Annotated in this window: 14 protein-coding genes; 6 read left to right on the top strand and 8 right to left on the bottom strand. The window is 47.0% G+C overall.

All coding sequences use genetic code 11. The annotated features are described in order from the left end of the window. Positions 1–336 precede the first annotated feature (336 nt). The 3 genes from L1285_RS13235 (at position 337) to L1285_RS13225 (ending at position 4,425) form a co-directional block, all read left to right on the top strand. Complete coding sequence (locus L1285_RS13235) at positions 337–1,539, top strand: sugar ABC transporter substrate-binding protein (protein ID WP_235412717.1); 1,203 nt, start codon at positions 337–339, stop codon at positions 1,537–1,539. Continuing rightward, positions 1,511–3,727, top strand: coding sequence for an ATP-binding protein (locus tag L1285_RS13230; RefSeq protein WP_235412716.1), 2,217 nt, complete (start codon positions 1,511–1,513; stop codon positions 3,725–3,727). Before L1285_RS13235 ends, L1285_RS13230 begins: the two co-directional genes overlap by 29 nt. Positions 3,728–3,849: 122 nt before the next feature. After that, positions 3,850–4,425 carry a GNAT family N-acetyltransferase gene (locus tag L1285_RS13225; RefSeq protein ID WP_235412715.1) on the top strand — a complete coding sequence of 192 codons (576 nt, stop codon included), beginning with the start codon at positions 3,850–3,852 and terminating at the stop codon, positions 4,423–4,425. A gap of 134 nt (positions 4,426–4,559) precedes the next feature. On the opposite strand, the gene L1285_RS13220 is transcribed toward L1285_RS13225, so the two are convergent. From L1285_RS13220 to L1285_RS13205, 4 genes are all read right to left on the bottom strand, one after another. Continuing rightward, a complete protein-coding gene (locus tag L1285_RS13220; protein WP_235412714.1) occupies positions 4,560–6,116 on the bottom strand; it encodes a SulP family inorganic anion transporter in 1,557 nt (518 codons plus the stop codon). Positions 6,117–6,228: 112 nt separating this feature from the next. After that, entirely contained in the window at positions 6,229–6,687 is a 459-nt protein-coding gene (locus tag L1285_RS13215; RefSeq protein WP_046004338.1) for an Lrp/AsnC family transcriptional regulator, read from the bottom strand. A gap of 54 nt (positions 6,688–6,741) precedes the next feature. After that, a complete protein-coding gene (locus tag L1285_RS13210; RefSeq protein ID WP_235412713.1) occupies positions 6,742–7,383 on the bottom strand; it encodes an MBL fold metallo-hydrolase in 642 nt (213 codons plus the stop codon). Then, a complete protein-coding gene (locus L1285_RS13205; RefSeq protein WP_235412712.1) occupies positions 7,384–9,174 on the bottom strand; it encodes a M14 family metallopeptidase in 1,791 nt (596 codons plus the stop codon). 141 nt (positions 9,175–9,315) lie between these two features. Between L1285_RS13205 and L1285_RS13200 the strand changes: the two genes are divergently transcribed. Then, complete coding sequence (locus L1285_RS13200; RefSeq protein WP_235412711.1) at positions 9,316–10,146, top strand: SDR family oxidoreductase; 831 nt, start codon at positions 9,316–9,318, stop codon at positions 10,144–10,146. A gap of 80 nt (positions 10,147–10,226) precedes the next feature. Here L1285_RS13200 and rplT read toward each other — a convergent pair whose 3' ends face one another. From rplT to thrS, 4 genes are all read right to left on the bottom strand, one after another. Then, positions 10,227–10,586: a 50S ribosomal protein L20 gene (rplT, locus tag L1285_RS13195; RefSeq protein WP_010387194.1), complete on the bottom strand. Its 360-nt coding sequence runs from the start codon at positions 10,584–10,586 to the stop codon at positions 10,227–10,229. Positions 10,587–10,601: 15 nt separating this feature from the next. Further along, positions 10,602–10,802: a 50S ribosomal protein L35 gene (gene rpmI, locus L1285_RS13190; protein WP_010387195.1), complete on the bottom strand. Its 201-nt coding sequence runs from the start codon at positions 10,800–10,802 to the stop codon at positions 10,602–10,604. A 204-nt stretch (positions 10,803–11,006) separates the two neighbouring features. Then, positions 11,007–11,570, bottom strand: a complete 564-nt coding sequence (gene infC, locus L1285_RS13185) for a translation initiation factor IF-3 (protein WP_082078869.1) — start codon at positions 11,568–11,570, stop codon at positions 11,007–11,009. Between the two features lie 70 nt (positions 11,571–11,640). Continuing rightward, complete coding sequence (gene thrS / locus L1285_RS13180; protein ID WP_209051928.1) at positions 11,641–13,551, bottom strand: threonine--tRNA ligase; 1,911 nt, start codon at positions 13,549–13,551, stop codon at positions 11,641–11,643. Between the two features lie 235 nt (positions 13,552–13,786). Here thrS and L1285_RS13175 point away from each other — a divergent pair, with 235 nt between their 5' ends. Then, positions 13,787–14,791 (top strand): endonuclease/exonuclease/phosphatase family protein, encoded by a 1,005-nt coding sequence (locus L1285_RS13175; RefSeq protein ID WP_235412710.1) that lies wholly within the window; start codon positions 13,787–13,789, stop codon positions 14,789–14,791. A 75-nt stretch (positions 14,792–14,866) separates the two neighbouring features. Next, positions 14,867–15,328, top strand: a complete 462-nt coding sequence (locus L1285_RS13170; protein ID WP_235412709.1) for a DUF3010 family protein — start codon at positions 14,867–14,869, stop codon at positions 15,326–15,328. Positions 15,329–15,392 lie beyond the last annotated feature (64 nt).

Here is a 15,392-nt window from a genome sequence, read left to right as displayed (position 1 = left end):
GTTGTTCTCAATTCATCAGCCTATAAACTTGCTCATTTCACCTTGCGTAAAAGTCGCGCTAAAGCACGATTTCACACCACTAATCCACTCGGTCGTACCAACTTATTCCGCAAGTTCAATCTCATGTTTCTGTAAGACCCTAGCTCAGCTGGTCAGAGCACCACCACTCTCTAACCATCATTAAACTTAGCTCGTTGTTCTCAATTCATCAGCCTATAAACTTGCTTATTTCACCTTGCGCAAAAGTCGCGCTAAAGCACGATTTCATATCACCCGTTTGCTCTGACCTGATATTTTGCTATAAATTAGGTAGCTAATCACATTCTAAGGAAGGTCATGCCCGGCAGGTTATGCACCACTTTATTGTTTTTGTTGATAACAGGCTTATTCTTTTGTAGCAGCCTGGGGTATGCCAGGCTGCCAGATCAAAAATCGCTGACCATTGCCATTGGCCTTGAAAACTATGATTTCAAACCTCTGTTTGCACAGTTCACCAGAAAAACGGGCATCAACGTCAAAGTCGTTGAATTCGAAAACAACTCGCTCAAATCCGAACTCCTGTTAAGGGCCAGCAATAACGCCCTGCCCGATGGCATCATTGTGCCAGCTGATTATATGGGGCTGACGGCACTTGATTTATCAGAAGTACCCGACGACTGGCTCTCAACGCATTTGATAGATCAAGTTCGCCAGAATATCAAAGCCAATGGCACAACACTGGGAGTGCCTATCGTATTTGGTAACCACTTGATGCTCTATTATAACCGGGCACTCGTCAGTGAGCCTGCTCACAGCTGGCAGCAGCTTCGTACGCAGCAACAAAAGCTGGGTGTTAACATTAGCTGGAACTATTACGAGATGTACTGGTACAGAGCATTTTTGGGTACTTTCGGCACCTCATTGATTATAGATGGTAACGCTAACTTAGATACACCAGCGATGGTAAACGGCCTGCGCTGGTATAAGTCGCTTAAAGACGAGAGCTGGCTGGATGTGGAGTGCGACTACGACTGCACCGTAAATCAATTTTTATCCGGTGAAGTTGCCTATACCATAAATGGCTCCTGGATGTTTCAGCGCTTCTCTGAACATTTTGGCGATAAACTGGGTGTCGCGCAGCTACCCAGTTTGCGAGGTGAGCCTATGCGCTCTTACTTTTCGTCTCACGTTATGGCGTTTCCCGACAACGCCTTATCTGGTAGCAAAAGTGCCGAACTCAGAACACTGTCTGAGTTTTTGCAATCGCTGCCAGTGCAAAGCAATTTATGGTCATCCATCAATGCGCTTCCAGTCGATAAACGTGCGCTAGATATGCTAAAAATACAAGGGATTAGGCAAGTAGAGGCCCTCATTTCTACCCTTGAATACGCTCAGCCTATGCCCAACGAAGCACAAATGGCCTTTGTCTGGGAGGCCATGTTAAAGGGCCTTACACGTCATCTTGCAGGTGTTCTGGACGAACATCAGGCCGCCCATTTTATGCAACACATTGTTGAAAAGTCGATAAGTTATGAGCAAGAAAAAAAGCCTGGTCAGTGAATTACAGCTTAAAGTCGGTGCAATGGTTCTGGCCCTGCTGACCATTGCCCTCGCTCACTTTGCTTACAGTGCCTGGACACAAGCCAATAAAATTGCCGCAGACACGGTTGCACAACGCGCTACCAGTTTGTCGTTAGATATCAAAAACAGGCTCGCCGAGTTTACTTTTCAGGTCGCTCATTACAGTGACCACCGGATCCTGGCGGAACTCCCCCTCAACCTTTTGTATACGCAATATGCGCTCAAAGAAATGCGCGACCTGGTCTACACATCCCCTTTGGTAAAAAGTGTGATGATCAGCGACGGCTCCCCTTATATTGTCGAAGGCTACCCGCTTTATACCCTGCACTGGGCCACGCCCTCCATCATCGAGCATGCAAATGCTGTGACCAATGCCAATGCTCGTGAGCTAATGGTCCGCAAGCTACTGATCAGCAACCAGGAGCTGGGAGTTACCGACACAAATGGCGGGACATTATTCATTGCCGTGCCACTGCGCCAAACGCTGCCTTCTCTTATCGATCCTTTTCGCTACACCAGCGTGCTATTTTTCGAGCTGGATACCAGCCAGCTCGCCATTGAGCTAGCTGATTATGAATCTTTGCGCATCTTTTCAGATCAACAACTGTGGTTTGATGAGGGCAACGCATTTGAGGAAGGTCTCAATGCAACCTACCCGATTTACGAACGCGGGGATGAAGGCTTGAGCTTGTCTCTCTCCCTGTCGCACCAGCACAGCGCTTATACGCGAGAGATCTTGTATGCCATTATCAGAAGCGCCCTGCTGGCACTGGGCGTATTGATTATTCTCTTTTGGTATCTGGCCTATGTGAGCCGCAAGGTAACAAGCCCCATGAAGCAGCTTGAACAATACTGTATGTCGCTGACGTCGGGTAATTATCAACAAAATAATGCCAACCTGGAGTATGAAGAGCTAAAAACCTTACAAAAAACGCTGAATGAGCTAGTAAGTACCGTTAATACCCAGGTAACACAACTGAAGCAAGAAAAGGTACGTGCCGAGCAGTCTGAACTGGCTAAAGCGCAGTTTCTTGCCACCATGAGCCACGAGATCCGCACGCCCATGAATGCCATTCTGGGAGTGTTCCAGCTGCTCAGACAACATAACCAAGACCAGGAAGACAGCTCGCTGGTAGAGCAAGGCTATACCTCCTCTCAAACCCTGCTTGCTTTGGTGAATGATATACTCGACTTTTCGAAAATGGAGGCTGGTAAGCTCACGCTCGAAGTGCTCGCGGTTGACATCTTACAGTTATGCCAAGAAGTAATTCAGGAATACCAGCACCTGGCCCGCGACAAACAAGTCGAATTAAAATTGGTCACTGACTTAAAGCCACAGTTATCCGTCAGACTTGCCGACCCCTTGCGGCTTAAACAAATACTGCGCAACCTGCTGTCTAATGCCATTAAATTTACTGAGCAGGGCCAGGTTACATTGAGCGTGCAGGGAGACAAAACCCAGCTTGTTATCGCTGTCAGTGATAGCGGGATTGGCATGACTGCGACTCAGGTCGCCAGCCTGTTTAAGCATTTTCAGCAGGCTGATAGCTCAACCACGCGCAAATATGGTGGCTCGGGGCTTGGACTGGCGATTGTTAAACAGCTGGTGGAGCTGATGCAGGGTGAGGTTACTGTTAGTAGTGTTGCGGGTGAAGGTAGCCAGTTTACAGTTAGTTTGCCGCTGGTAAGCACCAAGCCGACAGCACAACACTTATCCAATCAAGCTCAGCCGAAAGTACCCGACTTGCGCGGTGTCAATGTCCTGCTGGCTGAGGATAACCTGATCAATCAGCAAATATTTGCCGCCATGATGAAAAAGACTCACGCCAACCTGACCCTGGCCAATAACGGCAAGCTGGCCATGGATTGCTTTTTTGAGGCACAGCCCGATCTTTTCTTTGTCGATATTCAAATGCCGGTGATGGATGGCATAGAAGTTTGCCAGCAAGTGAAGAATACCGACTACCGTAAACCGCTCATCGCCATCACAGCCAATGTGCTCCCTGAGGATGTCAGCCGCTATTTGTCACTTGGATTCGATGATTTAGTTGCAAAACCAATTGATATGCAGGCGCTGTTCGATACCATTACTCGAGTAATGAGCAAGCAAATACAGGCACAGTCAAGCACGACAAAGTCAGATACCTCAACACTAGACAACAAATGACTCTGTAGTGCAATAACACCCTTCGGTGCTGAGCCTTCGCCGTGTTTTCAGAGCCACCGCATTATTGGTGATGCCACAAAATAGGTTATAAGTTTCAAAATAAAAGCAACCAGGGGACGTATATGGATATGCTATGCGCTAGTGATACACTACTACTTCGACCTTTTGAAGAATCAGATCTCAAAGAGTTTGCCCGGTACAGAGCTAACCCTGAGGTGGCACGATTTCAGAGCTGGGATGAGAACTATATGCTGAAAGATGCCACAGCGCTTTTCAAGGCGATGGACTACAGTCGTTTCGCAGAGCCCGAACTGTGGTTTCAGATTGCAATCGTCAAGCGCGTCTCTGGTGAGCTACTTGGTGACTTGGCACTGCACTTTTTACCACAACAGCAGGTTGAAATTGGTTTTACACTGGCACCTGAATCGCAGCACAAAGGCGTAGCCAGGCATGCACTTCGAATCCTGCTGCCGCATTTGTTTTCGAAATACGACATTCACCGCGTGAGTGCACTCACTGATACCCGCAACTTACCTGCTCAAAAGTTGCTGGAGGCTCTGCATTTTCGACGTGAAGCCCATTATGTAAAAAGTCTCTACTTCAAAGGCAGCTGGGTAGATGAGTACAGATATTCACTGTTACGAGAGGAGTTTTACAAACTCACTCCTGCAAAATGGCCAATAGCATCTCAGTCATAAAGGTTTTTGATACCGGAGTCTATCCGAAAACATGTAGGCCATCAGTAGCAATATGTAATAAGCTAGTTTTTTACCGGAGCAAAGCTCAACTGAGAAAAGAAAAAGCCCCTCGTAAGGGGCTTGTTTAAATCAGATTACGCCAATTTGTCTGACGCAACTTTATATTTTGGATCTTCTATTACATTCACTTCTACCAGATCTGCCGCTTTTGCCAGTAACTGCTGACAATCCTGGCTTAAGTGACGTAAGTGTAGCTTCTTGCCAGCCTTAGTGTACTTTTCGGCCAATGCATCAATGGCTTCAATCGCACTGTGGTCAGCAACACGACTGTGCTTAAATTCAATGATCACATCAGCCGGATCGTTAGCAACATCAAATAGCTCAGCAAAGTTCTTTACAGAGCCAAAGAACAGCGGACCATGTAGCTCATACACTTTTGAGCCCTGCTCATCAATGTAATTGCTGGTGTAAATATGCTTGGCATGCTCCCAGGCAAAGACAAGTGCAGACACAATCACACCCACACACACAGCGATAGCTAAATCGGTCACCACAGTCACGCCAGACACTAACACAATGACAAAGGCATCACTTTTAGGGATACGCTTCATCAGACGGAAACTTGACCACTCAAACGTGCCCAGTACCACCATAAACATTACGCCGACCAAAGCCGCAAGCGGGATCATTTCAATCAGGCTGGCAGCAAAGAGGATAAATGCAAGTAACAGGACTGCTGCTGTGATACCAGACAGGCGACTACGACCACCAGAATTAATGTTGATCATCGATTGACCTATCATCGCACAACCACCCATCGCGCCGAAAACGCCACAAGTCATATTCGCGGCACCCTGGCCAATACACTCTCTGTTCGAGTGACCTCGAGTTTCTGTGATCTCGTCAATCAGGGTCAATGTCAGTAGTGATTCAATCAAACCAATGGCGGCCAGAATAAGGGCATACGGGAAAATAATGGTAAAGGTCTCCCAGGTCCAGGGAACCTGAGGAATGTGGAATTCAGGGAAACCACCGGCAATGGTCGCATCCAAATTACCACTCATATCTTTGAGGTAATCCAGTACGTTGCGTGTGTCCAGGTCAAGTCCAATTACCAAGCCTGTAACGACCAAAATGGCCGCCAGACTGGAAGGTACAGCCGTTGTCAGCTTTGGCAGAAAATGGATGATTGCCATAGTCAGGGCGACCAGACCGGCCATGATATAAAGCTGCTGTCCCTGCATCCATTGTAATGTGCCAGACTCATCCATTACTTTAAACTGACCAAGCTGAGCTAAAAAGATGACTATCGCCAGACCATTCACAAAACCCAGCATCACCGGATGCGGTACCATGCGAATAAACTTACCCAGTTTAAACACGCCAGCGAGGATCTGCAGTACCCCCATTAGCAGCACAGTCGCAAACAGATATTCCACACCATGTTCAATCACCAGGCTGACCATCACAACCGCCAGCGCGCCGGTTGCACCAGAGATCATACCCGGACGACCACCAAAAATTGAGGTGATTAAGCCCACGATGAACGCGGCATATAAGCCGACTAATGGATCGACATGCGCGACAAACGCAAATGCGACAGCTTCAGGTACCAACGCCAGAGCGACGGTCAATCCTGACAGTATGTCGTTCTTAGCAGAGCTGGGCGCTTTGCCTATTAGATTAAACATTTAAATCCCCAAGATTATTACTACGACAGAAAAGCGCTGGATCCTAGCAAAATCCAGCGCTTTTAACAAATGTGATACATTATAGTTGAGTTTCGGGTCTGATGTATGACAATCAGATTGGCAGGGCTGTGGTCCGCTTAACACACGTCATGGTGACGTTTGAGTGTACTTCCTGAACATATTCCAGGTTTAGCAGGTTATCTCTTACAAATTGCTCATAACCTTCTATGCCACGCGAAATAATGCGCAGCATAAAGTCCATGGTGCCTGCCATGGTATAGCACTCAGTGACTTCATCATAGCTCATGATCAACTTTTCAAATTCAGAAAGGTTATTACGGCCATGGTTTGATAATTTTACGTGGGCATAAACCAGCATATCAAAACCAAGCTGCTTTTCATCCAACAATGCAACTTTGCCCTTGATATACCCATCTTGCTCGAGTTTCGCAATGCGGCGCCAGCACGGTGACTGTGACAGCCCCACTTTATCGGCTATTTCAGCCGTAGACAGACTTGCATCTTGCTGTAACAGCGCGAGTATTTGACGATCAACCTGATTTAATGACATATTTTTCTTAATTTTTAATTAGTTAAATGAATAAAGTGCCGATAGACTCAGTTATCAGCCAAACCGCCCGCTCATAAAAGGATTATGGCGCTGTTCATAACCAATCGAGGTATCTTCCCCGTGGCCACTCATTACCCGCGTTGTCTCTGGCAACGTGAATAACTGAGTTTCAATAGAGCGCTTTAACAGTGCCGCATCCCCTTTCGGAAAATCCGTTCTGCCTACCGACCCTTTGAACAACACATCCCCCACCAGCACAGTGGCGCTTTGTGGTTCATAAAAAACCACATGGCCCGGCGTGTGACCAGGGCAATGACGCACCTCTAATTTTAATTCACCCAGCTCAACACGCTCACCGTCTTCTAACCAGCGGTTCGGAAAAAACGCTGCATGTGGTGCAAAGCCAAACATCTGAGCTTGCATTGGCAGTGCATCAAACCAGAACTTATCTTCGCGCTGCGGGCCGACAATATCAACCCCTAATGCGTTAGATAAGGTTTCACTGGCACCTACATGATCCAAATGACCATGAGTGAGCAAAATCATTTCTACATCGAGTGCGCGTTCCTTTATGACAGACAATAGTTTATCAACATCGCCTCCCGGGTCAACCACTGCACACCGACCCGTGACTGGGCAGCAAATTATCCTGCAATTTTGCATAAATGGCGTAACGGGTATGGTAATTACCTGCATTTATTTTTCCTTAAAGGACATGAGGATCGGATACTTCAAATAAGCCTGATCATAATAAGGCGTGCGCTGATAGAGCCACTCCATCCGCGCTTTAGGATCGTTTGCAAAGGCTTTATCCTCGCTGATCTTCTTGTCAAACGCCAGAGCCATTGCCGGGTTGTCTTTTAACATTTTCCGGGCAAAAGGTTCAAGCGCATAATTTTCAACGTACTCTGTGCGCTGGAATACACCCGGGAAGTCGCCCCAGGCAAACAGCGAATCTGGTGCACTGGGGTGAAGCAAATGCGTGGCAAGCTCTCCGCCTGCCTGCTGCGTAGACACCCGATACCAGCCTGACAAATTCAGAGTCGGTGGTACGGCTTGCTGCTCAAACTCAGCGCTGACACGAAAACGGCCTTCAAAAGGTGTATCAGCGAATTTATAGGATTTAATAGCAAGCTGAACAAGGTCATCAGCCAGCACGTCAGTATTGAGCTGCTCTACAGTGATGCCATGTAGCTTTAACTTATCGACTGTATTTGTGTACGCTGGCGGAATATAAAACGCATTGGGTACTTTTACTTTGCGCTTTTCTACTTTTTGCCAGTATACGGGCAGCTGCTCGTACAGTTTAGGCTCTCCCAGATACTTAGCCTCCATTTGCCCTGACAGCGCACTCTCAAAGCGCTTGTAGGCAATACCCTTGAATGCGATTGGGTCTGGCTTTTCTGCGTAGCTACGCTCAACAACCAGCTCATCAGGGACAAAGTGTTGCTCTGTTTCAACCGCTTTGGCCAACGCTTGCTGGTGTTCAGCCAGTGCGTCTATGACACCATCGACAAAAACATAGGTGCCCAGGACACGCTGCTTATAGGGTTTAAGTGAATGATTTTCCAACAAGATGCTGGGCAATGCCTTGATGTCGGCCCAGCCATTTGAAAAACGAGGACTGGCAACCCAGCCAGCAAGGCCTTTCTTGAAGTCCCGCTTATCCATCACAAATACCAATGGACCAGGCTCATGGCCCTGCTCACGCAACTTCTCGTCTATCATTGGGGTAAAGTGCTGCTCAAGCACTTTTGCAACCGCAGGTGATTCACTGGCGAAACTAGGGTTAAAACCATAAGTGATATCATATTGATAATCAGCGCCATCGGTTACATGCAAATCAAGATACATAGCGGGTTGATACTGATTAACCACTTGCATGATGGCCCGAACGCCAGGGGTATCGAGTTTGGTGTAGTCACGATTCAGGTTCAGGTTCAGCCCATTAGTACGATAACCCATCAGCGCAGGGCCGCGCTGATTAATGCGGTTGTAGGCACTGCGCCTTTCATGGCCATCGACATTCAATATGGGGATAAACAAAAGGTTTACTTTGTTCAGAATATCACGCCGTTTACCAGTTGCAATGTCGCGCAAAAGCATAAACATGGCATCTTTGCCATCAATTTCACCCGCATGGATCCCAGCCTGGATCAGTAGCGTCGGTTTATTATTATTTTTTATCATCGCCGGACTGAACTGATTGGCTTCTGAGGCGACCAGCATTTTAATATCGCGCCCTGCGTCACTGCGTCCTATAGTAAGGGCCTTAAACTGAGTAGGGTTTGCGGCAACCAAACGGTCGATAAATGCCATCGTTTTTGCATAGTCAGGACTTTCCAGGCCCTTGCTCAGTTCAAAATCTGTGGTGAGTGGTCCCTGCTCCTGCATCAGGCCAACACTTTTTCCTTGCCAGTCTAGTAACGGTGGTAAATGACTATTCAGATTTACTGTTGCACTTAGCAAAACAATGCCTAAATTCATAAACAATCTTTATTTTTATCTATCGATATGATGATTATATCAATATTTAAATTAACAACTTACAATGTGCGGTGATTCTACAAAAATTCACAGTTAATCGCGAGCTGACTTTTTACAGTGCGAAAAAACATGGATAAACACATGACAAAATCGATTTTAATCACCGGATGCTCCACCGGCATTGGCTATTACTGTGCAAAAGCACTCCATGATGGTGGCTTTCGCGTTGTGGCTTCAGTGCGCAATCCTCAACACTTGGCACGCTTTGAAGCACTGGGGATCCCTTGCATCACTTTGGACCTGGCCGATGATGCCTCAATTAAACAGGGCTTTGATGAGGCCGTTGCACTGTGCGACGGTAAACTGGACGTCCTATTTAACAACGGTGCCTATGGTCAGCCTGGCGCAGTCGAAGACTTGCCCACGGACGTGTTGCGCGCGCAATTTGAAACAAACTTATTTGGCTGGCATACCCTGACGTGTCTTGCGGTTGCCCATATGAGGGCCCACGGCGGTGACAGCCGCATTATTCAAAATTCATCTGTGCTGGGGCTCGTCGCTTTACCCTATCGCGGCGCCTACAATGCCAGTAAATTTGCTCTTGAAGGACTGACAGATACGCTGCGGATGGAACTAAGTGGCTCCAATGTTCAGGTAAGCCTGATAGAGCCAGGTCCTATTGTGTCTGAATTTCGCCGCAATGCACGCCTCGCCTTTGAGCAGCACATCGAGATAACAAACAGCGCGCACAAAACCGAATACGAAGCGCAACTAGCTCGCCTGAACGCTCAGTCTGCACCGCAAAAATTTACGCTGGGGCCAGAGGCTGTCTATGACAAATTGCTGCATGCGCTCACAGCAAAACGTGCTAAACCGAGATATTATGTGACCTTCCCAACTTATCTGATGGGTTACCTTAAACGCCTGCTCAGCTCAGCCTGGCTGGATAAAATTTTACTGAAAAATAGATAATGTTGCTGCATATAGTAGTGGCAGGATCAAAAAAAGGAGCCATAGGCTCCTTTTCTTTTCAATCGCTTAGCTTAAGAGAATTAAGCTGCAAGACCTTCTTTTGCTTTAGCAACTAGTGCTGCGAAAGCTACTTGGTCGTATACTGCGATATCAGCTAGGATCTTACGATCGATTTCAACAGATGACTTTTTAAGGCCATTGATGAAACGGCTGTAAGAAAGGCCGTTTTGACGTGCTGCAGCGTTGATACGTGCGATCCATAGTTGACGGAAAGTACGTTTCTTAGCGCGACGGTCACGGTAAGCGTATTGACCTGCTTTAGTTACTGCCTGGAAAGCTACGCGATAAACACGTGAACGTGCTCCGTAGTAACCTTTAGCTTGCTTTAATACTTTTTTGTGACGTGCACGTGCGATAACACCGCGTTTAACTCTTGCCATTTCTGATATCCTCTATTAAGCGAATGGTAACATACGATTGATAAGACCCAGGTCATTCTTATGAACCATAGTCTTATTACGTAGGTGAAGCTTACGCTTAGAAGATTTCTTAGTCAGAATGTGACGAAGATGCGACTGTTTACGCTTGAAACCGCCAGAAGCAGTCTTTTTGAAGCGCTTAGCAGCACCTCTGTGTGTCTTTAGTTTGTAAGACATTGCAATAACTCCAAATGATATTGCGTTAACATTATGCAAGCAGGCGGATGATAAACATCACTTTATTGGCCTGGTATGCACCCTAACTCCGGTGAAAAGCCACACGTGACCTTTACTTAGGTACCGGTTAACTCAGGTGGCTTGCGCACTTGAAACCTGAGTTAAATTCTGTCGATCGTTAAATCGGCGCGTATTATGCCTTGATTAAGACTTTTTCGCAATAGGTGCCATCATCATAATCATTTGACGGCCTTCAACCCGGTTCGGGAATGACTCAACCTGAGCCACCTCTTCCAGATCAGCTTTCAAACGATTTAACATTTCGATGGCAATTTCCTGGTGGGCCATTTCACGGCCGCGGAAACGAATGGTGATTTTCGCTTTGTCGCCCGCTTCAAGGAATTTGCGAAGGTTACGCAGCTTGACCTGATAATCGCCTTCGTCCGTGCCAGGACGGAATTTGATTTCTTTAACCTGGATCTGTTTTTGCTTTTTCTTTTGTTCTTTTTGTATTTTTGCTTTTTCAAAAAGGAACTTACCATAGTCCATAACTTTACAGACTGGTGGCTCTGCATTCGGACTGATCTCAACCAGGTCCAGGCCGGCTTCTTCTGCAAGCGTTCTTGCTTCTCTAATTGAAACTACGCCTGCCTGTTCGCCTTCAGCGTCAATTAAGCGAACTTCTTTCGCTGTGATTTCTTCATTGATACGATTTTTCTGAGCAGTAGTTTGCCCTTTTTTGCCGCCTCTAATGGTACGATCCTCCAAAAAGTCAAAAATATATTGTGCGAAAAGCGTTTTATGTTAGTTGATAAGCCTTTCGCACAGGTTTGTTAATTTAACGTCTGTCTTTGATTTCTTCGCTGATCTTAGCGATGAACTCATCAACAGAGAACTTGCCCAGGTCTTCACCTTTGCGTGTTCTTACCGCTACTTCTTGTTGTTCAACTTCTTTGTCTCCAACAACAAGGAGATACGGGATACGTTTTAAAGTATGCTCGCGGATTTTAAAGCCAATCTTTTCATTTCTCAAGTCAGCACCAGCTCTAATTCCAAGTTTATTCAGTTTTTGTACAACTTCTTGCACATAGTCGGCCTGTTTGTCGGTGATATTCATGATCACCACTTGCTTAGGTGCAAGCCAGGTCGGGAATAAACCTGCATACTCTTCAGTCAGAATACCAATGAAGCGCTCCAGTGACCCCAGTACAGCACGGTGGATCATCACTGGCGTTTTACGTTCATTGTTTTCTGCTACATATGTCGCGCCTAAACGGCCCGGTAAAGCAAAGTCTAGCTGTACTGTGCCACATTGCCAAGCACGCTCAAGACAGTCGTACAAAGTAAACTCGATCTTAGGACCATAAAACGCGCCCTCTCCCGGCAGGTAGTCGAACTCGATGTCGTTTGCTTTAAGTGCATCCGCCAGCGCTTCTTCTGCTTTGTCCCACATTTCGTCGTCGCCGATACGCTTTTCAGGGCGTGTAGACAGTTTTACAACAATCTTTTCAAAGCCGAACGTCGAATATGTATCGTAGATCATATTAATACAAGCTGATACTTCATCCATGATCTGCTCTTCTGTACAGAAGATATGTGCATCATCCTGGGTAAAGCCACGAACACGCATCAGACCGTGTAGTGCGCCCGAAGGCTCGTTACGGTGACAACAACCAAATTCAGCCATTCGCAGTGGTAAGTCGCGGTACGACTTCAGGCCCTGGTTGAAGATTTGCACGTGACCCGGACAGTTCATCGGCTTAATGGCATATTCACGCTTTTCAGACTCAGTGGTGAACATCGCATCAGCGTACTTGTCCCAGTGGCCTGATTTTTCCCACAGACCACGGTCCATCATCAGCGGACCTTTAACTTCTTCGTAAGCATACTCACGCAGCTTCTCACGCACGAAGTCTTCAAGCTCACGGTAGATGCTCCAGCCGTCGTTATGCCAGAAAACCATGCCCGGCGCTTCTTCCTGCCAGTGCCACAGATCAAGCGCTTTACCAATTTTACGGTGATCGCGTTTCTCAGCTTCTTCCAGACGCTTCAGATAAGCCTTAAGCTGCTTCTTATCTGCCCACGCAGTACCATAGATACGCTGCAGCATTTTATTTTCTGCATTACCACGCCAGTATGCGCCAGCCACTTTCATAATTTTGAAGTGTTGGCAGAATTTCATGTTTGGCACGTGCGGACCACGACACATGTCCACATATTCTTCATGATGGTATAGGCCTGGACGGTCATCTTTGTCGATGTTTTCATCCAGGATTTCCATTTTGTAAGTTTCGCCACGCGCTTCAAATGCGTCGCGTGCCTCTTGCCAGCTTACTTTCTTCTTAACAACGTCATAGTTAGTTTTAGCAAGTTCAAGCATGCGCTTTTCGATGGCATCGAGGTCTTCCTGAGTCAGCGAGTGCTCCATGTCGATGTCGTAGTAGAAACCATTGTCAATGGTCGGACCGATTGCCATTTTGGCTTCAGGGAAAAGCTGCTTAACCGCGTGGCCAATCAGGTGCGCACACGAGTGACGGATGATCTCTAAACCATCTTCATCTTTCGCGGTGATGATCTCAAGCTGCGCGTCCTGTTCAATCAGGTCGCATGCATCCACACGCACACCGTTCACACGACCGGCAATGGTCGCCTTCGCAAGGCCAGGGCCGATGTCCTGAGCAACTTCTAAAGTGGTAACCGGGTTTTCAAAAATACGCTGACTGCCGTCAGGGAGAGTAATTACTGGCATGATAATTCCTATTTACAGTGGTGACACCTACAACGCATCACATGTATTAGTTAAGTTAATTCTTTTAAATTTGACGCCCATCAACGCTTTTACGAATAAGCATTGATTGAACAGTGATATACTGACAGAGTCTGGGGACTTTCAAACGCAGCGCCCATTGTGAACGCTCACGTGGCGAGTTGCAAGGAAAAGACTAAGATTAAGCAGGGATTTGGGTAAAATGACGAGGAAAACCATGGCACAGAAACACACATACAAGTTTGCATCCTTCAATTTGCTGAACTTTGCTGCGCCCCCTTATTCTTTTTATCAGCTCGATGAATCCTACAATGACACCCAATGGCTGACCAAAACTCAGTTTATCACAGGTCTTATCCAGCATATGGACCCAAGTGTCATTGTGTTTCAGGAAGTCTTTAGCCCGGAAACACTGGCCACCTTGTGCGAAGATCTGGGACTGCCCTATTTTGCCACCGTCGATACACCCAAACCCGACCTGGTATATCCCAATGTGCTGTTTAACCCCATTGTTGCCATTGCCAGTAAGTTCCCGTTTAAGAGCTTTACCCCGCTGGAGCCATGCCCCGAGCTCCTGGAATACCTTAATAACCAGCACCAGTTTAAGTTTAACCGCACGCCCATAAAATGCAGCTTTGAACTACCCGGTTTTGGCCTGACAACCGTCTATGCGGTGCATTTTAAATCTCAACGTGTCCATTCTATGGCCCATATGCTGGGCAATGCTTCCGTTGAAGATCCCCTGCTCACGTTATTACATCAAACCGTGGGCACCATGCAATCACAAATCTCCCGCTCCTTGGAAGCCTCTATTGTTTACTACGATGCCCTCAAAACACAGCGCGAGAAAGGCGCCGCAACACTCGTCATGGGCGATTTCAACGACCATATTGCCAGTCCGGCACTGTCTTTTATGACTCAGCAGTTCCCAACCAGTGCCCTGCATCAGGATGTTAACAGCGTCGGGCTGTTCGACAGCTTTTGCCTGGCCGACAACCAACTTAGTTTTGGCCAGAAGCCGCCAACACATTATTATCAGGGCACGGGTAATACGCTCGATTACATTCTGGCTTCTAAAGAGTTCAACCCCAACCTTGAACAGAGTAAAGTAAGGCGCCTGACCTATCATAATTATGCGTCGCACTTAGACCCCAAACGCGATGAGGAAGATATTCGCTATTCAGATCACGCCGCCATTGCCATCGAAATGATACTGCAATGAGTTCTCGCTCATCGCGAGCTGTGATATGATCTTTACCTGTAACGATTTATTTGACCAGTTAATGGGAAACCAACAATGAGAACACTCGGTGTAGAGATTACCGGCAGCGAGGCCCTGCTGTGCCTGCTGAGCAAAGAAGAAGACGTTTTTGATATTCGCGATATTCGCCAGACACGCTTTACCCTTGGCAATATTGGCCAGGACACAGAAGCGATGCGCAAATTCCACTTCGACTTTGCCAAGCTGGTAGAAGATTACAAAATTGACTCTATTGCCATCCGTCAACGTGCTCACAGAGGCAAGTTCGCGGGCAGCGCAGCCGGTTTTAAAATGGAAACAGCGATGCAGCTTATCGAAGGCACAGACGTCAAGTTATTGTCTTCTACTGAAGTTAAAGAGCAACTTAAGCGTAATCCGGTGCCTGTCGATTTCGCCGATACAGGGTTAAAAAAGTACCAGGAACAAGCGTTTCATAACGCCTACGTATACATTATGCGTAAAACCTATGGTCATGAAGAAGCCGAACAGGCGGAATAACCCTCTCGCCCGGCACATAGGCCGGGCTTTTTTAACCCCACTACACATCGCTAACACTTTCTCT

The sequence above is a fragment of the Pseudoalteromonas sp. DL2-H2.2 genome, assembly GCF_021532535.1.
Taxonomy (GTDB): Bacteria; Pseudomonadota; Gammaproteobacteria; order Enterobacterales; family Alteromonadaceae; genus Pseudoalteromonas; species Pseudoalteromonas rubra_A.
Note: the sequence above shows the minus strand (reverse complement) of the source record. Positions and strands in the feature narration are given on the sequence as shown.